The 23,378-nt window shown below is 74.2% G+C and carries 18 protein-coding genes; 13 read left to right on the plus strand and 5 right to left on the minus strand.

Features of this window, described 5'->3' with window-relative positions; genetic code table 11:
* Nucleotides 1–21: 21 nt before the first annotated feature.
* Nucleotides 22–504: a MarR family transcriptional regulator gene (locus tag ACGFI7_RS08955; protein WP_393401110.1), complete on the plus strand. Its 483-nt coding sequence runs from the start codon at nt 22–24 to the stop codon at nt 502–504.
* Here the strand turns inward: ACGFI7_RS08955 and ACGFI7_RS08960 are convergent.
* Nucleotides 501–866, minus strand: a complete 366-nt coding sequence (locus ACGFI7_RS08960; protein WP_393401113.1) for an STAS domain-containing protein — start codon at nt 864–866, stop codon at nt 501–503. The two genes, ACGFI7_RS08955 and ACGFI7_RS08960, sit on opposite strands and share 4 nt — an antisense overlap.
* 211 nt (nt 867–1,077) lie before the next feature.
* On the opposite strand from ACGFI7_RS08960, the gene ACGFI7_RS08965 reads away from it, so the two are divergent.
* On the plus strand, nt 1,078–2,127 hold the full coding sequence (locus ACGFI7_RS08965; protein WP_393401116.1) for an alpha-hydroxy acid oxidase: 1,050 nt from the start codon (nt 1,078–1,080) through the stop codon (nt 2,125–2,127).
* Here the strand turns inward: ACGFI7_RS08965 and ACGFI7_RS08970 are convergent.
* Complete coding sequence (locus ACGFI7_RS08970; protein ID WP_393401119.1) at nt 2,099–2,662, minus strand: cupin domain-containing protein; 564 nt, start codon at nt 2,660–2,662, stop codon at nt 2,099–2,101. The genes ACGFI7_RS08965 and ACGFI7_RS08970 overlap by 29 nt on opposite strands.
* Before the next feature lie 79 nt (nt 2,663–2,741).
* Between ACGFI7_RS08970 and ACGFI7_RS08975 the strand changes: the two genes are divergently transcribed.
* The 5 genes from ACGFI7_RS08975 to ACGFI7_RS08995 are packed head-to-tail and all read left to right on the plus strand — an operon-like array spanning nt 2,742 to nt 10,262.
* Nucleotides 2,742–4,058 (plus strand): SWIM zinc finger family protein, encoded by a 1,317-nt coding sequence (locus tag ACGFI7_RS08975; protein ID WP_393401121.1) that lies wholly within the window; start codon nt 2,742–2,744, stop codon nt 4,056–4,058.
* Between the two features lie 34 nt (nt 4,059–4,092).
* Nucleotides 4,093–5,433, plus strand: a complete 1,341-nt coding sequence (locus ACGFI7_RS08980; RefSeq protein ID WP_393401124.1) for a DUF5691 domain-containing protein — start codon at nt 4,093–4,095, stop codon at nt 5,431–5,433.
* Nucleotides 5,430–6,494, plus strand: coding sequence for an AAA family ATPase (locus tag ACGFI7_RS08985; RefSeq protein WP_393401126.1), 1,065 nt, complete (start codon nt 5,430–5,432; stop codon nt 6,492–6,494). The genes ACGFI7_RS08980 and ACGFI7_RS08985 overlap by 4 nt, the downstream gene beginning before the upstream one ends.
* A complete protein-coding gene (locus ACGFI7_RS08990; RefSeq protein ID WP_393401129.1) occupies nt 6,491–9,076 on the plus strand; it encodes a DUF5682 family protein in 2,586 nt (861 codons plus the stop codon). The genes ACGFI7_RS08985 and ACGFI7_RS08990 overlap by 4 nt, the downstream gene beginning before the upstream one ends.
* Nucleotides 9,069–10,262 carry a VWA domain-containing protein gene (locus tag ACGFI7_RS08995; protein WP_393401132.1) on the plus strand — a complete coding sequence of 398 codons (1,194 nt, stop codon included), beginning with the start codon at nt 9,069–9,071 and terminating at the stop codon, nt 10,260–10,262. The genes ACGFI7_RS08990 and ACGFI7_RS08995 overlap by 8 nt, the downstream gene beginning before the upstream one ends.
* On the opposite strand, the gene ACGFI7_RS09000 is transcribed toward ACGFI7_RS08995, so the two are convergent.
* Nucleotides 10,231–11,670, minus strand: a complete 1,440-nt coding sequence (locus ACGFI7_RS09000) for a DHA2 family efflux MFS transporter permease subunit (protein WP_393401134.1) — start codon at nt 11,668–11,670, stop codon at nt 10,231–10,233. The two genes, ACGFI7_RS08995 and ACGFI7_RS09000, sit on opposite strands and share 32 nt — an antisense overlap.
* Nucleotides 11,671–11,774: 104 nt before the next feature.
* On the opposite strand from ACGFI7_RS09000, the gene ACGFI7_RS09005 reads away from it, so the two are divergent.
* Nucleotides 11,775–12,500, plus strand: a complete 726-nt coding sequence (locus ACGFI7_RS09005; RefSeq protein WP_393401136.1) for a TetR/AcrR family transcriptional regulator — start codon at nt 11,775–11,777, stop codon at nt 12,498–12,500.
* Nucleotides 12,501–12,568: 68 nt separating this feature from the next.
* Nucleotides 12,569–13,579 (plus strand): enolase C-terminal domain-like protein, encoded by a 1,011-nt coding sequence (locus ACGFI7_RS09010; RefSeq protein WP_393401139.1) that lies wholly within the window; start codon nt 12,569–12,571, stop codon nt 13,577–13,579.
* A gap of 39 nt (nt 13,580–13,618) precedes the next feature.
* Here ACGFI7_RS09010 and ACGFI7_RS09015 read toward each other — a convergent pair whose 3' ends face one another.
* Nucleotides 13,619–15,142 carry an LCP family protein gene (locus ACGFI7_RS09015; RefSeq protein WP_393401141.1) on the minus strand — a complete coding sequence of 508 codons (1,524 nt, stop codon included), beginning with the start codon at nt 15,140–15,142 and terminating at the stop codon, nt 13,619–13,621.
* 142 nt (nt 15,143–15,284) lie between these two features.
* Here ACGFI7_RS09015 and ACGFI7_RS09020 point away from each other — a divergent pair, with 142 nt between their 5' ends.
* Nucleotides 15,285–16,148, plus strand: coding sequence for an enoyl-CoA hydratase-related protein (locus ACGFI7_RS09020; RefSeq protein ID WP_393401143.1), 864 nt, complete (start codon nt 15,285–15,287; stop codon nt 16,146–16,148).
* Between the two features lies 1 nt (nt 16,149).
* Nucleotides 16,150–17,103, plus strand: coding sequence for an alpha/beta hydrolase (locus tag ACGFI7_RS09025; protein WP_393401145.1), 954 nt, complete (start codon nt 16,150–16,152; stop codon nt 17,101–17,103).
* Here the strand turns inward: ACGFI7_RS09025 and ACGFI7_RS09030 are convergent.
* Nucleotides 17,076–18,401: an alpha/beta hydrolase family protein gene (locus tag ACGFI7_RS09030; protein ID WP_393401148.1), complete on the minus strand. Its 1,326-nt coding sequence runs from the start codon at nt 18,399–18,401 to the stop codon at nt 17,076–17,078. The two genes, ACGFI7_RS09025 and ACGFI7_RS09030, sit on opposite strands and share 28 nt — an antisense overlap.
* 271 nt (nt 18,402–18,672) lie before the next feature.
* Between ACGFI7_RS09030 and ACGFI7_RS09035 the strand changes: the two genes are divergently transcribed.
* Together ACGFI7_RS09035 and ACGFI7_RS09040 are read left to right on the plus strand one after the other, a co-directional pair.
* Nucleotides 18,673–19,782 (plus strand): exonuclease SbcCD subunit D, encoded by a 1,110-nt coding sequence (locus tag ACGFI7_RS09035; protein ID WP_393401150.1) that lies wholly within the window; start codon nt 18,673–18,675, stop codon nt 19,780–19,782.
* The gene (locus tag ACGFI7_RS09040) at nt 19,783–23,325 is read left to right on the plus strand and encodes an AAA family ATPase (protein WP_393401152.1); all 3,543 of its coding nucleotides are present in this window, start codon (nt 19,783–19,785) and stop codon (nt 23,323–23,325) included.
* The last annotated feature ends 53 nt before the right edge of the window (nt 23,326–23,378 follow it).

Below are 23,378 nucleotides of genomic sequence, written 5' to 3' on the forward strand. Positions count from 1 at the left end.
GAAGCGTGTACAAAAGGGGCTATGCCTGAGCGGGCGGACGACCTCGCCGCGGTGACCTCGGCGGTGCTGACGGCCACCCGGCTGCTCGTCGGCATCGCCGCCCGCTCGCTCGGCGCGGCCGCGGACCGGGTCACCCTGTCGCAGCTCAGGATGCTGGTCGTGCTGGCCACGCAGGGCGAGACCAAGCTCGTCACGATGGCGGAGCTGCTGAACGTGAACCCGTCCACGGCCATGCGGATGGCCGACCGGCTGGCCGGGGCGGACCTGATCGTGCGGAAGGTCAACCCGCTCAACCGCCGGGAGAGCCTGATGCGGCTCACCCCCGAGGGCCGGCGCATCGTGGACGAGGTGACCGCGCGCCGCCGTGCCGACATCGGGGCGATCGTGGCACGCATGTCACCCGAACAGTGCCGCGCCCTGGTCGCGGCCATGAACGCCTTCAACGCGGCGGCCGGTGAACGTCCGGAGGAGGGCCCGCACCCCTTGGGCTGGCCCGAGGGCTAGGACGTGATCGGCCTGGGCAGGGCGGCGATGGCCTCCGGCACCGTCGCGTACGACCGGAACCGCCTGTTGAGCCCCGTGACGTTGAGCACCCTCTGGACCCGGGGATGAAGCTCGCAGAGGACCAGGACGCCGCCGGACGCCTCGGCCCCGCTCAAGGCCGAGACGAGGACGCTGAGCCCGGACGAGTCGCAGAACTCGACGCCCTTCATGTCGACGACGACCCTCGCGGGCTCGGTGCTGGCGATGGCCTCGGCCATGCAGCGGCCGCATTCGGGGGCTGTCGCGATGTCGAGCTCGCCCGACAGGGTGAGCACCGCGGCGCCGCGGTTGGGGGTGATGACCCAGGAGAAGCCGGGCTGCACGTCTCCGCCCTCCTAAAAGTGTGACATTTCACCCTTGAGATCACCATTGCACAATGCAATGGATTCATGCAGTACCCAGGATTCAGCGCATACATGCGCGTAGTCCCGACAATCTCTCCGCTGCGCGTCAACGATGTCACTCAGCGCTACTGGAGCCTACGTCCCGCGACCCATGATTGCCAGCTTCTGTCTCCTGGAGGACATTGGGCGGGTGGAACCGGTCAACCTTCGCGAGTACGAGGAAGCGGCCAGAGAGAAGCTCGACCCCGGGCTCTACGGTTACTTCGCGGGCGGGGCGCAGGACGAGGTCACGCTCCGCGCCAACGAGGCGGCGTTCCGGCGGCTCATGCTGGTGCCCCGGGTGCTGACCGGCGCCGGCGAGCCCGTGCTGGACGTCACGACCCTGGGGCGGCCGGCGTCGATGCCGGTGCTGGTGGCGCCCAGCGCGTTCCACCGGCTGGCGCACCCTGACGGGGAGCTGGCCACCGGCAGGGCGGCAGCGGCGGCCGGTGTCATCATGATCAACGCGATGCTGTCGACGGTGGCGATGGAGGACGTGGCGGTCACCGGGGCGACCCTCTGGTTCCAGCTCTACCTGCAGCCCGACCTGGGCTACACCGAGTATCTGGTGCGGCGGGCCGAGGCGGCGGGGTGCCGGGCGCTGGTGATCACCGTCGACTCGCCCGCGCTGCGGACCGGCGAACGGGCCAGGAGCGCCCTGCTCGAACTGCCGCCCGGGCTGTCGTGCCCGAACCTCGGAGGGGCGGGCGACATCCGGCAGGTCACGCTCTCGCCAGAGCTCTCCTGGCAGCACGTCGACTGGCTGCGCGGGATCACCTCGCTGCCGATCGTCCTGAAGGGCATCCTGCACCCCGCCGACGCCGCGCTGGCCGTCGAGCACGGCGCCGACGCGGTCATCGTCTCCAACCACGGCGGCCGTCAGCTCGACACCGCCCCCGCGACCGTCGACCGCCTCCCGCTGATCGCCGCCGCGGTGGACGGCCGCGTGCCCGTCCTGCTCGACGGCGGCGTACGGCGCGGCACCGACGTCGTCAAGGCCCTCGCCCTGGGAGCGCACGCCGTGGCGGTCGGCCGCCCGGTGGTGTGGGGCCTGACGGTGGGGGGCGCCGAGGGCGTCTCCCACGTGCTGGCGACGCTCCGCGCCGAGCTGGCCAACGCCCTCACCCTGTGCGGCGTCGGCTCGGCCGGTCAGGTGCCGCGCGACCTGGTCGTCACCGAGGGCCCGGCGGCGTCGCCGTGAAGTCCGCGAAGTCGAACCCCGGCGACACCACGCAGCTGACCAGCACCTCCTGCTCGCCTTCCGGGCGGGCCGACTGCCACACCCCTCCTGGCACCACCGCCTGCGGCACCTGGCCGCTCTCGACGTCCGGCCCCAGGACGACGCTGCCGTCGCCGATCACCAGCCGCAGCGGGCCGCCCCGGTGCCACAGCCACACCTCGTCGGAGCGTACGAGGTGCGGCACCGACTCCTCGCCCGGCTGCAGCAGGAAGTAGATCCCGGTCGCGCTGGCCCGGTCGCCCTCGTACCCTTCAGGCCGGAACGTCACGCCCGACCGCCACGTCTCCCTGAACCACCCGCCCTCCGGGTGCGGCAGCAGGTCGAGCGCCCGCGCGACCGGCGGACGCGGCACGAACCCCACCGGAGCCCCGGTCACGTCCCGCCGCAGGAACCGCGTCCGGTCGAGCACGAGCTGCCCCTCCAGCCCCCGCGCCAGCGCGTCCCGCTCGTCGGCGACCTCGAACACCGGCCCGTCCGGGTAGATCATCAGCTCCATGCGCCGGATTGTACGGGGGACCGGCCGGCTGTCCGCCTACGGTCGCGGAATGTCGGTCGTGGTGGCTAATGTGCGGCGAGTGATCGAACGGTGGAGCCGTGATCAAGTCCTCTCGCTCGCCCCCGACGCGCCCTCACGGAAGGCGGCCCAAGGGGTCGCCGCGCCGGGCAAGTGGCAGCTGCGCGGAGCGGCGGGCGAGGTGCTGTTCGGCGAGTGCAAGGGGAGCGGGGCCACGCCTTACCGCGCGTGCGTCGACCTCGGCGAGCCCGCCTACCGGTGCAGCTGCCCGAGCCGCAAGTTCCCGTGCAAGCACGCGCTGGGCCTGCTCCTGCTGTGGTCGGCCGACGGCGTGCCCGAGACCGGCGAGCTGCCCGCCTGGGCCGCGGAGTGGCTGGCCCAGCGCGAGGCCCGCGCCGCCCGCTCGGCGGCCCGCCTCGAAGCCGCCCGCGCCACGGCCGCGGCCCCGCCGGAGGAGAGCGGCGCCGCGGCGTCGTCCGCCGCCCCGCCGCGCAACGGCGAGCTGCGGCACGCCCGGGTCACGGCCGGGCTGGCGGAGCTGGAGCGATGGCTGGCCGACCAGACGCGCCAGGGCCTGGCCACCGCCGCCCCGCACGACTGGGAGGGCCTGGCCAAACGCCTCATCGACGCCCAGGCGCCCGGCGTGGCCGGCGTGGTGACCAGGCTCGCCCGGGTCAGGGACGAGGACGACTGGCCGGGCCGGCTGCTGGAGGAGTACGCCCTGCTCCACCTGCTCGCCGTCGCCTACCGCAGGCGGGCCGGGCTGCCCGGCGACCTGGCCGACACCGTGCTGATGCGGGTCGGCTTCCCCGTCACCCGGGAGGAGGTCCTGGTCCGCCCGGTGGTGCGCGACCGCTGGGACGTCCTCGGCACGCGTGACGAGGAGCAGGACCGGCTCGTCGCCCGCCGCGTCTGGCTGCGCGGCCGCGAGACGGGCCGCGCGGCGCTCGTGCTGTCCTTCGCCCCCGCCGGCCAGCCCCTGGACGCCTCCCTGGTGACGGGCACCCTGATCGACGCCGACCTCGCCTTCTACCCCGGCGCCGCCCCGCTCCGCGCCCTGGTCGCCGACCGGCGCGGCGCGGAGTCTCCCGCGACGCCGGGCCCGCCGCCCGGCGCCGACACCGACACCGCCATGGGAGAGGTCGCGGCCGCGGTGGCCGCCGACCCGTGGACCGAGTCCTGGCCGCTCGTGCTGACCGGGGTGATCCCCGGCGAGCACACGCTGGCCGGGTTCCCGCTGCTGACCTCCTGGCGCGGCGTGTGGCGGCTGCTCGCCGTCTCCGGCGGGCGTCCGGTGACGGTCGCCGCCGAGTGGACGCCGCGCGGCCTGCGCCCCCTGACGACCTGGGACGAGGACGGCACGGTGGTGATCCTGTGAACATCCGCGACACCGGCAGGACGGAGCACCCCTCGTGAGCGACTGGGAGGAGCTGGCCTCGACGGCTCTCGTCGGCACCGATCGCCGTCCGTACCCGGGAGACCTGCTCGCCGCGGCGGCCGTGCAGGTGGTGCGGCGGCGGGCCGGGCGGCGGCCGGCGGAGGCCGCGCCCGGCGAGTCCGCGCCGCCGGAGGAGCAGGAGCCGGTCGGCAGGCGCGCCGCCGAGCGGCTGGCGCGCGTCCTCGGCGGCGAGTACGAGAGACTGCTGCCCGAATGGCTGGCCGTGGCCGCCGCCTCAGGCCGCAGAGTCCCCGCCCACGTGCTGCCCGAGCTGCTCGAACGCGGCCGCTGGGACCGGTCCGTACGCGCCCATCTCGGGGTGCTCGCCGGGCGCCGCGGCCGGTGGCTGGCCGCCCGCAACCCCTCCTGGGCCTACCTCCTGGACGAGCCGACCGGCGAGACGTGGGAGCTGGGCAGCGCCGCCGACCGGCGCGCCCACCTGCGGCGGCTCAGGAAGCAGGACCCCACGGGGGCGAGACGGCTGCTGGAGAGCACGTGGGAGCGCGAGACGCCCGACGACCGGGCCGCGTTCGCCGAGACGCTGGCCGACGGCCTGTCCATGGACGACGAGCCGTTCCTGGAGTCGGCGCTCGACGACCGGCGGCGCGAGGTCCGCCAGGAGGCCGCCAACCTCCTCACCCGCCTGCCGGAGTCGCGGCTGTCGCGGCGGATGGCCGAGCGGGCCCGCGCCTGCCTGACCGTCGAGCCCGCCGCGATCCTGGTCGAGCCGCCCGAGAGCTGCGACAAGGCGATGGAGCGCGACGGCATCAGGGCCAAGCCGCCCCGCGGGTTCGGCGAGCGCGCCTGGTGGCTGCAGCAGGTCATCGCCCGCGCGCCGCTGACCATGTGGGGCGAGCCGCCCGAGAGCCTGCTCGCCCGCCGCATCCCCGAGTGGGACGGCGAGGTGAAGGCCGGCTGGGTGCGCGCCGCCGTGCTGCAGCGCGACCCGGCGTGGGCCCGGGCGATGTTCGCCTGGGACCCGATCGCCGACCTGCTGGAGGCGCTCGGCCCCGGCGAGCAGCAGGAGCTCGCCGCCGAGTTCACCCTGGCCCACGACCTCGACAGCCAGCTGATCATGGTGCTGGGCGGGGTGTCGCCCGCCTGGCGCGAGCCTCTCGCCTCGGCCGTCCTGCACAAGATCGTCAAAGTGGCCGCCACCCAGCCGTGGAACCTCGACGAGCTCGTCCGGCTGGCCGGCGAACGCATCGACCCCGGCCTGGCCCCGCTGGCCGAGAGCTACTCGCCCGCACCGTCCGTCCAGCAGGTGGCCGCCCTGCTGCGCTTCCGCGCCGAGATGTTCAAGGAGCTGACATGACCGTTCTGCGTCCCCACGCGGAAGATCAGTACGCCGACGAGCTGGCCCTGCTCGCCAAGGAGGACGACCGGCCGCGGCCGCCCGGCTGGAAGCTCTCGCCGTGGGCCGTCACCACCTACATCCTCGGCGACGGCGACCGCATCACGCCCAAGTACGTCGGCGCCCGGCGCATCGTCGAGGTCGCCGTCGCCACCCTCGCGACCGACCGGGCGCTGCTGCTGCTCGGCGTGCCCGGCACGGCCAAGACCTGGCTGTCGGAGCACCTCGCCGCCGCCGTCAGCGGCGACTCGACGCTGCTCGTCCAGGGCACCGCCGGCACCGCCGAGGAGGCCATCCGGTACGGCTGGAACTACGCGCGCCTGCTGGCCGAGGGCCCCTCCCTGGAGGCGCTGACCCCCTCGCCGGTGATGCGGGCCATGGCCGAAGGACGGGTGGCCCGGGTCGAGGAGCTCACCCGCATGCCGTCCGACGTGCAGGACGCGCTGATCACCGTGCTGTCGGAGAAGACGCTGCCGATCCCGGAGCTCAACCGCGAGGTGCAGGCCGAGCGCGGCTTCAACGTCATCGCCACCGCCAACGACCGCGACCGCGGCGTCAACGAGCTGTCCAGCGCGCTGCGCCGCCGCTTCAACACGGTCGTGCTGCCGGTGCCCGCGACCGCCGAGGAGGAGGTCGACATCGTCGCCCGCCGTGTCGCCCAGCTCGGCCGCTCGCTGCAACTGCCCGAGACCGCCACCGCGCTGTCGGAGATCCGCCGGGTGGTGACCGTCTTCCGCGAGCTGCGCGCCGGCATGACCGAGGACGGCCGCACCAAGGTCAAGTCGCCCAGCGCCACCCTCTCCACCGCCGAGGCCATCTCGGTGCTGACCAGCGGCATCGCCCTGGCCGCCCACTTCGGCGACGGGGTGCTGCGGCCCGCCGACGTGGCCGCCGGCATCGTCGGGGCCGTGGTGCAGGAGCCGGTGTCCGACCGGGTGGTGTGGCGCGAGTACCTGGAGACGGTCGTGCGCGAGCGGTCCGACTGGCGTGACTTCTACCGCGCCTGCCGCGAGGTGTCATGAGCAGGGTCTCCGTCCTGGGCGTCCGTCATCACGGCCCCGGCTCGGCCCGCGCGGTGCGGGCCGAGCTCGAACGCCTGCGTCCCGGCGTCGTCCTCATCGAGGGCCCGCCGGAGGCCGACGCCCTGCTCCACCTCGCCCCCGACCTGGAGCCGCCGGTCGCGTTGCTGGCCCACGTCCCCGGCAGTCCGGCCGCCGCCTTCTGGCCGTTCGCCCGCTTCTCCCCGGAGTGGCAGGCCATCCTGTACGGGGTCGAGGCGGGCGTCCCGGTCCGCTTCTGCGACCTGCCCGCCGCCCACACCCTCGCCGAACCCCGCCACGCCCCCGGCGACGCCACACCCGCGCCGGACGACGGCCCGTCCTCGGAAGGGCCCGTGCCCGGCGAGGGCGGCTCGTCGCTGGAAGGACCCGTGCCGGAGGAGGGAGACCCGGAGGCGGCGGACGACGCGCTGCGGGTCGACCCCATCGGCGCGCTGGCGCAGGCCGCATGCTACGACGACCCGGAGCGGTGGTGGGAGGACGTCGTCGAGCACCGGGGCGACACGCCGTTCGAGGTGATCGCCGAGGCCGTGGCCGCGGTCCGCGAGGGGTACGTGCCGGTCGGGCGGGAGGCCAGGCGCGAGGCGTACATGCGCAAGACCCTGCGTGCGGCGATCAAGGAGGGGCACGAGCGGATCGCCGTGATCTGCGGGGCCTGGCACGTGCCCGCGCTCACCGGGCCGCTGCCGCCGGTCAAGGACGACAACGCCGTGCTGCGCGGCATGCCCAAGGTCAAGACCGAGGTGACCTGGGTGCCGTGGACGTACGGGCGGCTGGCCTGGTGGAGCGGCTACGGCGCGGGCATCACCTCGCCCGGCTGGTACGACCACCTGTTCACCGCCCCCGACCGGCCGATCGAGCGGTGGCTGACCGAGGCGGCGGGGGTGCTGCGCGACGAGGGGCTGGCGGTGTCGTCGGCGCACGTGATCGAGGCGGCGCGGCTCGCCCACGGGCTGGCGACGCTGCGCGGACGGCCGCTGGCCGGGCTGGGCGAGGTGACCGAGGCGGCCAGGGCGGTGCTGTGTGAGGGCGACGACCTGGCCGTGGAGCTGATCCACCGGCGGCTCGTCGTCGGCGACCGGCTGGGCCGGGTCACCGACGGCACGCCGATGGTGCCGCTCCAGCGCGACCTGCGTGACCAGCAGCGCGTGGTGCGGCTCAAGCCCGAGGCGCTCGACCGGGAGCTCGACCTCGACCTCCGCAAGCCGCTCGACCTGGCGCGCAGCCATCTGCTCCACCGGCTGCGGCTGCTCGGGGTCGGCTGGGGCGAGCCGGGGGAGGCGCGGGGCAAGGGCACGTTCAGGGAGACCTGGCGGCTGCGGTGGGAGCCGGAGTTCGACCTGGCGCTGATCGAGCGCGCGGCCCTCGGCACGACGGTCGCGGCCGCCGCCACCCGCCACGCCCGCGACCGCGCCCTCGGCACGTCGGCCCCCAGCCCAGCCACGCCGCCCGCCGCCCCGGGCTCCCGAACGACGCCCAGCAGTCCGGGGCCGGGTGGTTCTCCCAGCGCGCCCGGATCGGGCGGAGCACCCGGGGGACCGGGCCCTGGCGGTTCTCCCCGGGCTCCGGGGTCGGGGGGAGCGTCCGGTGGGCCGGGCCCGGGTGGTTCGCCTCGGGCTCCGGGGTCAGGTGGCTCGCCTGGAGGGCCAGGTGGGGTGTCGTGGGGGAGTGAGGCCGGTGGGGTGTCGCTGGCGGAGCTGACCGGGCTGGTGGAGCAGTGTCTGCTGGCCGACCTGCCCGAGGCGCTGCCCGACGTGCTGGCCGCGCTGTCCGCCAAGGCGGCGCTCGACACCGACGTCACCCAGCTCATGGCGGCACTGCCGGCGATGGTCCGCGCGCACCGGTACGGCGATGTGCGCGGCACCTCCGCCGACGGGCTGGCGGTGATCGTGCGGTCGATGCTGGACCGGATCTGCGTCGGCCTGCCCGTCGCGGTGACCCGGCTGGACGACGAGGCGGCGTCCGGCCTGCTCGTCCACGTCGACGCGGTCCACGCGGCCGTGGGGCTGCTGGACGAGGACAGCCCACACCCCGGCCCCGGCGACGCGGGGGCCGGGCGGGCTGGTGGGGGGTCGGCTCCGGCGCGGGAGCGGTGGTTGTCGACGTTGCACGGGCTGTGCGGACGTCAGGATCTGCACGGCCTGGTCGAGGGCCGGTTGACCCGGATCCTGCTCGACGCCGGGGAGATCGACGACGCGGGCGACCGGATGGCCAGGGCGGTGTCGCGCGGCGAGTCGCCGGCCAGGACCGCCGCCTGGGTCGAGGGGTTCCTGTCCGGGGGAGGGCTGCTGCTGGTGCACGATCCGCGCCTGTTCGGGCTGGTCGACGCGTGGCTCACCGGGCTCGGCGGGGAACAGTTCGTCGAGGTGCTGCCCCTGCTCAGGCGTACGTTCGGCAGCTTCGCCGTACCCGAGAGAAGAGCCGTGGGGGAGCGCGCGCGGCGGGGCGGGCGCGCGGCGGAGGAGAGCGAGCCGGAGCTGGACGAGCGCCGGGCGGCCGCGGCCGGGCGCACCGTGCTGGAGATCTTGGGGAGTGGGCATGGCTGACCAGGACGAGCGGTTGCGCAGGTGGCGCCTGGTGCTCGGCGGCGGCGACGCCGACGGCACCGGCCACGGCCTGCGGGGCGCCGACGCGGGGATGGACGCGGCGCTGGCCGCGCTCTACGGCCAGGAGGGGCGGGGCGGCCGGGGCGAACGGGCGGGCGGGCGCGAAGGCGGGCTGGGCGCGTCGGCGCCCCGGGTGGCCCGCTGGCTGGGCGACATCAGGACCTACTTCCCGGCGACGGTCGTCCAGGTGATGCAGAAGGACGCCATCGAGCGGCTCAACCTGACCCGCCTGCTGCTGGAGCCGGAGATGCTGGAGGCGGTCGAGCCGGACGTCCACCTGGTGGGCACGCTGCTGTCGCTCAACCGGGTGATGCCCGACCAGGCCCGGGAGTCGGCCAGGGCGGTGGTCCGGGCGGTGGTCGATCAGCTGGAGCGCCGGCTCGCCCAGAAGACGCGGGCGGCCGTCACCGGCGCGCTCGACCGCAGCGCCAGGAACAACCGCCCGAAGCGGGTGGCCGACATCGACTGGGACCGGACGATCCGGGCCAACCTGAAGAACTATCTGCCGGAGCGCGAGACCGTCGTCCCGTCCCGGCTCGTCGGCTACGCGCGCAGGCAGCGGGCGGTCCAGCGGGAGGTGGTGCTGGCCATCGACCAGAGCGGGTCGATGGCGGCGTCGGTGGTGTACTCCAGCGTGTTCGGCGCGGTGCTGGCCTCGACGCGCTCGCTCAAGACGTCGCTGGTGGTCTTCGACACGTCGGTGGCCGACCTGACCGACCAGTTGCACGACCCGGTGGAGCTGCTGTTCGGCACCCAGCTGGGCGGCGGCACGGACATCAACCGGGCGATCGCCTACTGCCAGGGCCTCATCACCCGGCCGACCGACTCGATCTTCGTGCTGATCAGCGACCTGTACGAGGGCGGGATCCGGCAGGAGATGCTGCGCCGGGTGGCCGCGATGACGCAGGCCGGGGTCCAGGTGATCGTGCTGCTGGCCCTGTCGGACGAGGGCGCCCCGTTCTACGACCACGAGAACGCGGCGGCGCTCGCGGCGATGGGCGTGCCCGCGTTCGCGTGCACGCCCGACGCCTTCCCCGATCTGATGGCCGCGGCGATCGAGCGCCGCGACATCGGCCGGTGGGCGGAGCGCAATCTCAGTGTCCGCCCTGGTCCGGCCGCGCCCTGAGCGGGAGCAGGAACGTCAGCCCGAAGGTGATGACCAGCAGCCCCACCACGCCCCAGGCGGCGACCTGCATGGCCTGGCCGAAGGCCCACTGACCGGCCAGCAGGTCGAAGAACACGGTGCCGAGCACGGCGGTGCCCAGCGCGCCGCCGAGCTGCTGGATCGCGGTGAGGGTGCCGGAGGCGGAGCCCGACTCGTGCGGCTCGACCCCGGCGAGCACGATGTCGAAGAACGGCGCCATGGCCAGCCCCATGCCGATGCCGACCAGCGCCAGGGCGGGCACCAGCTGCCAGACGGTGACGTCGGTCCCGGCCAGGTGGACGGTCAGGGCCAGGGCGGCGGCGCCGGCGGCCATCGCGCCGGTGCCGATCTGCAGCGCGCCGCGGCCCAGCTTCTCCTGCAGCCCCGCCATGGCGAGGCCGAATCCGGCGACCGAGCCGAGCGCCTGGGGCAGCGCGGCAAGACCGGCCTGGAGCGGGCTGTAGCCGAGCCCGAGCTGCACGTACAGGGTGAAGACGAGGCTGAAGCCGACCAGCGCGGAGAAGAACGCCAGCCCCGCCGCGAGGCCGCCGGTGAAGGCGCGCTTGCGGAACAGCCCGGGCGTCACCAGCGGGTCCCTGCCCGACCTGGCGCGGGCGACCTCGTACCTGGCGAACAGCGCGAAGACCACCAGGGACGCGCCCATCGAGACGAACGTCCAGGCCGGCCAGCCGAGCTCGTGACCCTGGATCAGCGGGAAGACGAGCAGCACGGAGGCGGCGGAGACGAGCAGCACGCCCACCAGGTCGAGCCGGGTGGCGTCGGAGGAGCGCGTCTCCGGCAGGAAGCGCAGCGCGCCCGCCACGGCGGCCAGGCCGATCGGCAGGTTGATCAGGAAGATCATGCGCCAGCCGGTGCCGAACAGGTCGGCGTCGACCAGCCAGCCGCCCAGCAGGGGCCCGCCGACCGCGCCGAGGGTCATGAACGGGCCGAACATGCCGAACGCCTTGCCCAGCTCGTCGGCCTGGAACATCTCCTTGATCAGGCCGAGCCCCTGCGGGAGCATGACGGCCCCGCACAAGCCCTGCAGCACCCTGCTGGCGATCAGCATCTCGGGGCTCATCGCGACGCCGCAGAGCAGGGACGCCACCGTGAACCCGACCGCGCCGGCGACGAACATGCGCTTGCGGCCGAACAGGTCGCCGAGGCGTCCGCCGGTGATCAGGCCGACGGCCATGGCCAGCGTGTAGCCGGCGGTCAGCCACTGGACCAGGCTGGCCGAGCCGCCCAGGTCCGCCCGGATCGTGGGCGCGGCGATGGTGGTGACCAGGGCGTCGAGCAGGTCCATGACCTCGGCGGTGAGGATCACCAGCAACGCGACCCAGCGCCATCGATACGGCTTGACCTCGGGTGTCTGGAGGGGAGTGGACACGGACACGGGGGAACTCCTTGCGATCCGGCAGTAGGAACGAACACCGTTCGTTAACGAACACCGTTCTACACTCGAACGATGTTCGCGTCAAATACACTGTTCGTATGAACGGCGACACCGACCTCCCGCCGCCGCCCTGGCGCACGCGCCGCAAGGCCGCGCCCGCGAGGCGGCAGCTGAGCCAGGAGCTGATCGTGGAGGCCGGGCTGCGCGTGCTCGACGCCGAGGGGCTGGACGCGCTGAGCATGCGCCGCGTCGCCACGGAGCTCGACACCGGTCCCGCCTCGCTCTACGCGCACGTCGCCAACAAGGACGAACTGCTGGAGCTGATCTACGACCTCGTCCTCGGCGAGGTGGAGCTGCCCGAGCCCGACCCGACCCGCTGGCGGGAGCAACTGCGCGACCACGTACGGCGCGTGCACCACGTGCTGACCAGCCATGCCGACGTGGCCAGGGCGGGGCTGGCCGGCGTCCCCTCGGGCCCGAACGCCGTGCGGCTGTCGGAGTTCGTCTTCGGGCTGCTCATCGAAGCGGGCATGGCGCCCAGGGAGGCGTCGCTCGCGCTGGACCGGATCACGCTCTACGTCTGCGGCGACGCCTACGAGGGCTCGCTGCACTACGCCAGGATGCGCGCCGCCGGGCCCGTCGACGTCGAGGAATACTTCCGGCGCTTCACCGGCGACGTCACCGGCTACTTGCGCTCGCTGCCGCCCGAGCGGTTCCCGCACCTCACCGCGCACGTCGACGCGCTGATCGCCGACGACGGCGAGGCGCGCTTCGAGTACGGGCTCGACCTCCTTCTCGCCGGGCTGGCGGCGCGCATGCCCTGACCCGCCGTTTCGCCCACGGCACGGTGACAGGCACACTGGAGGGAGTCGTGTCACCAAGAGGGGGGTTCATGCCGCGAGTGCGCGAACTGGAGGTGCTCCGGGTCGTGCTGCCGTACGGCAGACGCACGGAGAGCCTGCTGGTGAAGCTGACCGATTACGGCGGCATGACCGGCTGGGGCGAGGCCGTCAGCCCGGCGCCCAAGTCATGGTCGAGGCTGGAGGAGACACTCGGGGCGGTGCTCATCGGCGTCGACTGGGAGCACCCCGACAGCGTGCCCAGCGGCGACCCGGCCGTCGACATGGCCTGCTGGGACCTGTGGACGCGGATGCGCGGCGTGCCGCTCGCCGACGCGATCGGCGGCACCCGCACCTCGCTGATGGCCACCGTGCGGCTCACTCCCGACCTGTCGATCGAGAGCCTGGTGACGCGGGTCAACCAGCAGGTCTGCGCCGGCTACAGCCACGTGACGCTCGACGTGCGGCCCGGGTGGGACGTCGAGCCGGTCCGGGCCGTACGCGCCGCCTATCCCGCGCTCACGCTCGCCGTCGACTGCGGCAACGCCTACACCGACGGCGGCCAGCTCGTCGCGCTCGACGCCTACGGCCTCGAGGTGATCGAGCGTCCGTTCCCGGTCGGCGACGTGTACGCGCACGCCGACCTGCAGGACCAGGTGTCCGCCTCGGTCGCGGTCGAGGTCCGCGCCACCGCCGACCTCGACGACTACCTGACGGTGCGCGCGGCCCGGGTGCTGCTGCTGCGGCCGTCGGCCTTCCCGTCGATCAGCGAGGCGCGCCGCGCCCACGACCGCGCGGTCGCGGCGGGGTGGGACATCCAGTGCGCCGGCGGCCAGGGCGCGGGGCTGGCCAGGGCGGCAACCGTCGCCGTCGGCAGCCTGCCCGGCTGCACGCTGCCGTGCGACGTGACGCAGCCGCCGCGCAACAACCAGATCGTCGACCCGATCGTGGGCGCGAACGCCGGCGTCATCGCCGTCCCGTTCACCCAGCCCGGCCTCGGCCACTCCGTCGACGAGACCCGGCTGCGCCGCCTGGCGAAGGACTACTTCACCTTCACCGCCTGAGCCTGTGCCTGTGCCTGTGCCTGAGCCTGTGCCGCCGGGTCAGGCCTTGCCGCAGCCCTCCGCGAGGTCCGTGGGCGAGGCGTCGTCCGGGTCCGCGGTCTTCTTCGGCGTCTTCGTACGGGACGGCGTCGCGGAGGGGGTGGCGGACGACTCGGCGGAGGGGGTGGCGGACGGGGTGGTGGACGGTGTGGTGGACGGGGTGGCCGACCCCGTGGACGGGGTCGCCGTGGGCGCGGCCGAGGCGGCGATCGCGGTGGTCCCGGCCGAGTCGCGCAGCGCCTGGCGGACGAGCTTGCGGATCTGCTGCCAGTCGGGGTCGTACGTCTTGATCAGCGGCGGCACGAACTGGATGCTGGTCACCTTCGCGTCCTGCACCTTCAGCGCGAGCGGCACCAGGTGGCGCAGCATGTCGCGGGGGACGTCGGTCCGGATCAGCTCCTTGGTCGCCCCGGCGATCGCGGTGAACCTGGCCAGCACCGTCGCCGGGTCGGCCTGGTCGAGCAGCGCGCTGATCACGCACCGCTGGCGGCGCATCCGGGTGTAGTCGTCGCTGTTGGTGCGCGAGCGGGCGTACCACATGGCGTCCGCGCCCTTCAGCTTGCGCGTGCCGGCCTTCACCAGGCCCTCGTTGTACCTGCCGAAGATCACGTCCTGCTCGACGGTGACGGTGATGCCGCCGATGGCGTCGATCAGCCGGGCGAACCCCCACATGTTGACCAGCGCGTACCAGTCGACCTCCAGGCCGAGTGTGTAGCCGATGGTCTCCTTCAGCACCTCGGGGCCCTGGTTCTGCTGCCCGCCGAAGATCTCCGGGTGCGCGTCGGAGTACTCCCAGACGCTGTTGAGCAGGTCGCTGCGGCCGCCGCCTGGGTCGGGCGGCAGGCGGAACCCGTCGGGGAAGTGCTCGGCCATCGGCGTGCCCGGCTTGAACCGCACGTCCTCCAGGTTGCGCGGCAGGCTGAACAGGACGGTGTTGCCCGTCCTCACGTCCACGCTGGCCAGGTGCATGCTGTCGGTGCGCACGCCCGGCCGGTGGTCGTCGGCGTCGCCGCCCAGCAGCAGGACGTTCACCCGGTCGCGGCCGGCCCACGGGTCCTCGACCACCGGCAGCGGCGGCGTGCCGTCGTCGGCCTGCGGGTCCGGCACGGCGTCCTTGAAGATGTCGTTGATCGCCTCGCGTGCGGTCCACACGTACTGCGTGGTCACGGCGAACGGCGCGAGCACCGCGACGGCGATCAGGCCGGCGAGCGCCCCCGTGACGATCTGCTCGGCCTGGCGCAGCCGCCCCGGCCGCAGCAGCGTGAATGAGTGCACGATCATCGCGAACCACGCGACCCCCAGCACCGCCGACCCGACCATGATCGCGATCAGCCAGGCGTCGTCCAGGAGCTGCCCGAAGGCGCCCAGGTCGGTCGTGAGTCCCACGGCGAGGAGCGCGAGCAGGGCGGTGGCGTAGCAGCCGAGCAGCGTCAGGCCCGTCCTGCGCCATCCCGCCTTCAGATGGGCCGCCCCCGGAGCCAGTGCCGCCAGCATCAACCAGCCGACGAGCCGCAACGCACCCACCCGAATCCTCCCCTGGCCTACTCCATCCCGCTTCCCCGAAGAGCGTGACGTTAGGCACGAATCGCAGCAGGAGTCTACGGACAAAATGCGAAATGTATGTTTATGAGCGGACGAACACTTGGGACCGAATAAGATTCGGTTCATGGCGTTCACTGAGATTGAGTACGGCGTGGCCGACCGGGTCGCCACCATCACCTTGAACCGCCCCGACCGGCTCAACGCGTTCACCCTCACCATGCGCGCCGAGCTGATCGAGGCCTTCGACCTGGCCGACGCCGACGACGAGGTGCGGGCCGTGGTCGTCACCGGGGCGGGCCGGGCCTTCTGCGCCGGCGCCGACCTGGGCGGCGGCGGGGGCACGTTCGGCCGTTCCGGACGGGAGCCCGAACTGGTCAACGGGTACCCGCGCGACGGCGGCGGCACCGTCAGCCTGCGCATCGCCGCCTCGCTCAAACCCGTCATCGCCGCCATCAACGGCGCCGCCGTCGGCGTCGGCATCACGATGACGCTGCCGATGGACGTCCGGCTGGTCGCCGACGGCGCCAAGATCGGGTTCGTGTTCGCCCGCCGCGGCATCGTGCCCGAGGCCGCCTCCGGCTGGTTCCTGCCGCGGATCGTCGGCATCGCCCAGGCCATGGAGTGGGCCGCCACCGGCCGGGTCTTCGGCGCGGCGGAAGCCCTGGAAGGCCGGCTGGTGTCCCGCGTCCACCCGAAGGAGGAGCTGCTGCCCGCCGCGTACGAGCTGGCCCGCGAGATCGCCGGGAACACCTCCGCGGTGTCGGTGGCCGCCGTGCGCCGGCTGATGTGGTCCGGGCTGTCGGCGTCCTCGCCCTGGGAGGCGCACGCGGCCGACTCCCGGCTCATGACCGAGCTGGGCCCGGCCGGCGACGCGATCGAGGGCGTCACCGCGTTCCTGGAGAAGCGGCAGCCCGACTTCCCGCTGTCGGTGACCGAGGACCTCCCCGCGGGACTGCCGTCGTGGCCGGAAGATCCCTATCGTGTCTAGCATGTACGAGACGACCGTGCTCGACCTGCCGCCCGACTACGAGGGCGAGGTCGTGGCGACCCTGATCTCCAAGCGGACCGGTTCCCGCCGGGCGGTCCTCTACGTCCACGGCTTCACCGACTACTTCTTCCAGGACCACCTGGCCGACCACTACGTCGAGCGCGGCATCGACTTCTACGCGCTCGACCTGCGCAAGTACGGCCGCTCGCTGCTGCCGCACCAGACCCGCGGCCTGGTGCGCAGCGTCACCGAGTACTTCCCGGAGATCGACGAGGCCGTCCGCCGCATCCGGCGCGACCACGACGAGCTGACCATCAACGCCCACTCCACCGGCGGGCTCATCACCCCGCTCTGGGCCGACCGGGTCCGCGGCCGCGGCCTGGTGCAGGGGCTGGTGCTCAACAGCCCGTTCTTCGACCTCAACGTCCCGCGCCCGCTCCGCCTGGCCGCCGACCTGCTCAAGACCCCGCTCGCGTACGTGACCAGGCCGCTCCCGCTCGGCGCCAGCCACGCCTACGGCCACAGCCTGCACCGCGACCACGGCGGCGAGTGGCACTACGACCTGGAGCTGAAGCCGCACGGCGGCTTCCCGGTGCACGCCACCTGGCTCGCCGCCATCCGGCGCGCCCAGCGCCGCCTGCACGCCGGGCTGCGGGTGGACGTGCCGGTGCTCGTCCTGACGGCGGGCAAGGGCCTGCGGGTACGGGACTTCGTACCGGAGGCGCGCTCGGCCGACATCGTGCTCGACCCGCGTGACATGGCCCGCTGGGCGACCGCGGTCGGCCCGCACGTCACCTGCGTGCGCGTCGACGGCGGCGTGCACGATCTGGTGCTGTCGTCCGAGCCGGTGCGCAAGCAGGTCTTCGCCGAGCTCGACCGCTGGATGAGCGCCTACGTCGGGCCGCGCGGTGACCTGACGCCGGCCGATCACCAGGGGAACGAGAACAACCCGTAGTAGGCCGCCGCCACCAGCAGCAGGCCGGTGCCGCCCAGCACGCCCGCGATCGCCACGTGCTGCCAGCGGCTCGGCCGCATGCCCTCGCGCAGGCCCGACACCACCGCGGCCACCGCGGTGACCTCCTGGATGAGCATCAGCACCGCCAGCACCCGCACCACGAGCCAGCCCGCCAGCACCGCCGGCCACGCCCCGGCCTGGTTGATGCTGAACAGCACCAGCAGCATGATGAACGCCGCCACCGACACCAGCAGGCCCACGCCGGTCCACACCATCTTGGCCAGCCTGCGCCTGATCGGCGGCCACAGGCTCGCGTTCAGCTCCGGGATCTGATGCCGGCCGCGCAGCCGTACCACCATCGCCGCGACCGGGCCGGCCACGTAGCCGACGGCGGCCAGGCAGATCGTCAGCCCCAGCATCGTGCCGCCCGCGTACCACGGCGCGGCCGGCACGTCGGCCGCCTCGAAGCGCTGCACCGGCGTCGCCCCCGCCAGGTGCACCGTCGGCTTGGCGGTGCCCGGCAGGCCGAGGATCCAGTTGGCGAGCGTGTCGAGATAGCCGGCGGTGAAGTCGCCGCCGTGCACCCGCATCGCGTGGTCGCCCTCGGCCATGAAGCGGATCGTGTAGCGGTCGTTCCCGGCCGCCTTCATGCCGCGCCGCAGCGCGTCCGTCGACTCCACGAACGGGATCGACGGGTCGGTGGTGCCGTAGAAGGCCAGCACCGGCTGCTCGATCCGGCTCAGCGCGGGCTGCGCGTCGTAGCGCAGGAAGTCGAAGCCGACCGCGCCCATCGCCCTGATCAGCAGGTCGCGCACGCCCGCCGGCGCGCGCAGCCGCAGCAACTGCTCGTTCAGCGCCCAGGCGACCTGCCGCAGCGGCGAGACGTTCGGCGACGACACCAGGACCACGAAGCCCACGCCGGCGCTCTTGGCCGCGGCGATCGGCACCACCCAGCCGCCCTCGCTCACCCCCCAGATGCCCACCCGGGTCGCGTCGACGTCGGAGCGGGTGCGGAGGTACTCGACCATGCGCAGCGCGTCGTCCGCGAGCAGCGAGAAGTCACGGTCGCGGAAGTTGTAGCCGACCGTCCGCTTGTCGAACGCCAGCGTCACCACGCCCGCCCGGGACAGGAACTCCGCCTGCGGCGTGAACTCGGTGCGCGACCCGTTGCCCGAGCCCGACACGAACACCATCGCCGGGTAGCGGCCCGGCTTCACCGGAAAACGGACCGTTCCGTAGAGCATCTGCCCCTCGGCCCGTACCGAGATCGCCTCCTCCCTGAAGTCGGAGACGGTCACCGCAGGCCGAAGCTCCGCGGCCGGCTGAGGAGGCAGGGACCGCAGTGAGACGTCGGCCTTGAGCGGCGGTGGGTCGAACGCGGGCGGAAGCACGTATCCGACGGACGCCAGAGCCACCAGTAACAGACCGGCGGCAACGCTCAGTGTGCCACGGCCAGTCCGCATCGGCCTCCCCATGTGCGTTGGTTTGCCCGTCGATCTTCCAGCTTACTCCCAGCTCACGTGGCGCAGGGGGCCACATATGTCACTGGGACCTGTTAGCTTCCTGCGAATGCGGATCCTGCACACCTCCGACTGGCACCTGGGCCGCTCGTTCCACCGCGAGAGTCTGCTCGACGCGCAGGCGGCGTTCGTCGACCACCTGGTGGAGACCGTGCGGGCCGAGCGGGTCGACGTCGTGCTCGTCGCCGGTGACGTCTACGATCGGGCGCTGCCGCCGGTCGACGCCGTCGCGCTCTGCAACGAGGCGCTGCGCCGCCTGCGGGAGACGGGCGCGCGCACGATCCTGATCAGCGGCAACCACGACTCCGCGCGCCGCCTCGGCTTCGGCGCGGCCCTGATCGAGGCGTCCGGCGTCCACCTCCGCACCGACCCCGCCCAGGCGTGGGAGCCCGTGGTGATCGACGACGTGGCCTTCTACGGCATCCCCTACCTTGAGCCCGAGCTGGTCCGCCGCCCCTGGGAGCTGACCGAGCGCAGCCACACCGCCGCGCTCACCTACGCCATGGAGCGGGTCCGCGCCGACGCGGCCCGCCACCGGCACGCGGTGGTGCTCGCGCACGCGTTCGTGACCGGCGGGGCGGCGAGCGACAGCGAGCGCGACATCAGCGTCGGCGGGATCGCGCACGTCCCGCTGACGGCCTTCGCCGGGGTCGACTACGTCGCGCTCGGCCACCTGCACGGCCGCCAGCGCATGTCCGAGACCGTCCGCTACTCGGGCTCCCCGCTGGCCTACTCGTTCTCCGAGGCCGGGCAGGTCAAGGGGTCGTGGCTGGTGACGCTCGGCTCCGGGGCCGAGTTCGTGCCCGCGCCGGTGCCGCGCCCCGTCGGCCGCGTCACCGGCCGGCTCGACGACCTGCTCACCTCGCCCCGGTACGAGCCGGTCGAGGATCACTGGCTCCAGGTCGTGCTCACCGACCCGGTCCGGCCGCGCGCCGCCATGGAACGGCTGCGCGCCCGCTTCCCCCACACGCTCGCCCTGTCCTTCGAGCCCGAGGGCGAGCGGACCGTGCCCGCGCCGGCCCGGCTGAGCGGGCGGCCCGAGGCGGAGGTCGCGCTCGACTTCGTCCGCGAGGTCTGCGGCGAGCCTGCCACACGTGAGGAAGAAGAGCTGCTAAGACGGGCCATCGAGGAGTCGAGGGTGAAGGAGACGATGGCGTAGATGCGGCCGCACCGGCTCACGCTGACGGCGTTCGGCTCCTTCCCCGGGACCGAGACGGTCGACTTCGACGCGCTCACCGAGTCGGGCCTGTTCCTCGTGCACGGGCCGACGGGGGCGGGCAAGACCACCGTCCTCGACGCCCTCTGCTTCGCCCTCTACGGCCAGGTGCCCGGCCAGCGCAACAGCGCCCGCAGCCTGCGTTGCGACCACGCCCCGCCCGCCGCCGGCCCGTCCGTCACGCTGGAGGTGAGCATCCGGGGCCGCTTACTCCGCATCCACCGCTCCCCGGCCTGGCAGCGGCCCAAGCTCCGCGGCGCCGGCTCCACCGAGGAGAAGGCCAAGGTGGTCGTCGAGGAGCGCCGCGACTCCGGCTGGCAGGGCCTGACCACCCGCGCCGACGAGGCGGGCGACCTGGTGGGCGGGCTGCTGGGGATGAACGCCGACCAGTTCTGCCAGGTGGCCATGCTGCCGCAGGGCGACTTCGCGCGCTTCCTGCGCGCCGACGGGCTGGAGCGCCGCAAGCTCCTGGAACGGCTGTTCACCGTCAAGATCTTCACCCAGGCCGAGTCCTGGCTGGCCGAGCACCGCAAGCAGGCCTGGCGGGCCCAGCAGGAGCTGCGCCAGCAGGTCGAGTACGCCGTCCACCGCGTCGCAGAAGCCGCCGGCCCCGACCTCCTCCAGCCCGCGGCGCCGGAGCCCGCCGCCGATCTCGCCCCCGCGCTCGAGCCCGCACCCGCACCCGCGCCCGAGCCGACACCCGCACCCGCGCCCGCACCCGCGCCCGCCGAGCCGCCGGATCCTGAGGACGACCCCGTGGCCTGGGCCGGGCTGCTTCTGACGGCCGCCGAGGCCGCCGTCTCCCGCGCCGCCGCCGACCGCACGACGGCCGAGCAGGTCTGGCGGGCCGCGACCACGCGCTTCGACCAGGCGGCGGCCCTCGCCGACCGGCAGCGCCGCCACGCCGAAGCCCTGACCCTCCGCCGCACCCTGGACGAACGGGCCGAGGAACGCGCCGAGCTGCAGGCCATCCTCGACGACGCGCACCGCGCTGGCACGGTCGTCCCGCTCATCGCCGCCGCCCGGCAGCGCACCGAAGCCGCCGCCAAGGCCGCCGCTCTCGCCGCCGACGCCCTGGCCCGCGCCCGTCCGCTGCTCGCCCGTACCACGGAGGACCCGGAAGACCCGGCCGACAGGCTGGCCGTCCTGGAAAGGGAGCGCCGCGGCGAGGTCGCCCGGCTGTCCGAGCTGCTCACCGAGGAGGCCAGGCTGCTCGTCGTACGGCGGGACCTGGGCCGGGTGAACGACGACCTGGCCGCGCTGGAGCACGAGGACGACCAGGTCGGCGCACGGCTCGCGGCCCTCCCTACGCTCATCGAGGAGGGGGAGCGGAGGCTGGCCGGGGCCCGCGCCGCCGCGGCCAGGATTCCCGCCGTCGAGGCCGTGCGGGAGGCCGCGATCGGCCTGATCGAGACCGATCGGGAGCTCGCCAGGCTGGCCACGGAGCTGGAGTCGCTGAGTGAGCAGGAGGCCGAGGTGGCCGCCGCGCAGGCGGAGCTGCCCGAGCGGGTCGCCGACGCCGCCGCCCGGCTCGCGGAGGTACGCGCCGAGGCGGCGGGCATCCCGGCCGCCTCCGCCGCGCTCGACTCCGCCCACGCGACGCTCGACGCCGCCCGCCGCCGCGACGCGCTCGCCGCCGAGCTGGAGGATGCCAGAGCGGTCCATCAGGAGGTCGTCGACCGGGCCCAGGGCCTGCGCGAGCGCTGGCTCGACATCAGGCAGGCGCGCATCGACGGGATGGCCGCCGAGCTGGCCCGCGAACTCGCCGACGGGCGGCCGTGCGCGGTGTGCGGCTCCGGCCACCATCCGCACCCGGCGTCGCCCGCCCCCAGCGCTCCCTCGGCGGACGACGAACTGGCCGCCGAAGGCGACCACGAGGCGGCGGTCGCCGACCGCGAGTCGGCCGAGCGCGCGCTCGCCTCCCTGGAGTCCCGCCACGCCGACGCGGAGGCGGCGACGGCAGGGGTGTCCATCGAGGACGCCGAGGCCGCGGTTGCGGAGGCGGCCGGCGAGCTGGCCCGCCTCCAGGCGGTCGCCGACCGCGAGCCGAGGCTGGCGGCCGAGCTGGAACGGGTCGAAGCGGAGCGCGAACGCGTCCGCGACCGCGCCCGCGAGCTGGGCGAAGCCCTGGCGGCCCACCGCGCCCACACCGCCCGCTACCAGGCCGAACGCGCCCGCCTGCACACGCGGCTCACCCTCACGGCCGGGTCGGGCGCGGAGCGGCCGGACCCGCACGAGCGGCTGCACGCGCTCGACCGAGAGCTCGGCCACCTGCGTGAGGCGGCGGCGGAGGAGACCCCGCTGGCCGAGGAGGCGGCGCGGCGGGCCCGCGAACGGGAGACGCTCCAGGAGGAGGCGCGGCGGGTGGCGGCCCGGCTGGCCGCGGCCCGGACCCGGCAGGAGGAGCTGAGCGCCGACGCCGCCAGGCTGGGCGCCCGGCTGGACGAGGCGCGCGGCGACGACCCCACCATCACGGCCCGCCTGACCAGGCTCAACGACGAGGCCGAGCTGCTGGCTGAGGCCCTGGAGGCGACCCGGGCGGCCGAGACGGCCGACAACGAACGGATCACCGCCGACCAGGAGGCCCGGACGGCGGCGCGCGAGGCCGGGTTCGCCGACCCGGCGGACGCCGCGGCGGCGGCCCGGAGCGCCGCCGAGCTGGAGAGCAAGGCGGAGACGCTGCGCAGGCTCGACGACCAGCTCGCCGCCGTCACCGCCGTGCTGGAGGACCCCGAGCTGATCGCGGCCACGGCCGAGCCGCCCCCCGACCTGGCGGGGCTGTCCGCCGGGCGCGACGAGGCCGAACGCGCCCGCACCGCCCTGGCCTCCGCCCACGACCGGGCCGCGGCCAGGGCCGTCCGGCTGGCCGAGCTGCGCGAGGAACTGGCCGGATGCGTGGCCCGCTGGCGGCCCGCCGCCGAACGGCACAAGCTGGCCGAGCGGCTGGCGGCCCTGGCCGCCGGCACCTCCTCGGACAACCAGTGGAGCATGAGCCTGTCCTCCTACGTGCTCGGCGAGCGGCTCCGCCAGGTGGTCGACGCCGCCAACGACCGGCTCGACCACATGTCCGGCGGCCGCTACCTGCTCCGCCACGACCTGGCCAAGACCGCCGGCTCGCGGGCCCGCTCCGGCGGCGGCCTGGGCCTGCGGGTGTTCGACGGGTGGACCGGGATCGAGCGCGACCCGGCCACGCTGTCCGGCGGCGAGAGCTTCATCACCTCCCTGGCGCTGGCCCTCGGCCTGGCCGACGTGGTGACGGCGGAGGCGGGCGGCGCCGAGATCGGCACGCTCTTCGTCGACGAGGGGTTCGGCACCCTGGACGAGGACACCCTCGACGGCGTGCTCGACATCCTCGACGGGCTGCGCGACGGCGGCCGCGCGGTTGGCATCGTCAGCCACGTGGCTGAGCTGCGCACCCGCATCCCCGCCCAGCTCAGGGTGGCCAAGGCGCGCACCGGCTCCACTCTGTCGGCGACCACCGGCTGAACGCGCGCTCGCGGAAACTGTCACAACCGGGCGTGCTGTCCCGTCCTCATGGT

The sequence above is a fragment of the Nonomuraea sp. NPDC048826 genome, from assembly GCF_043198225.1.
In the GTDB taxonomy this organism is placed as follows: Bacteria; Actinomycetota; Actinomycetes; order Streptosporangiales; family Streptosporangiaceae; genus Nonomuraea.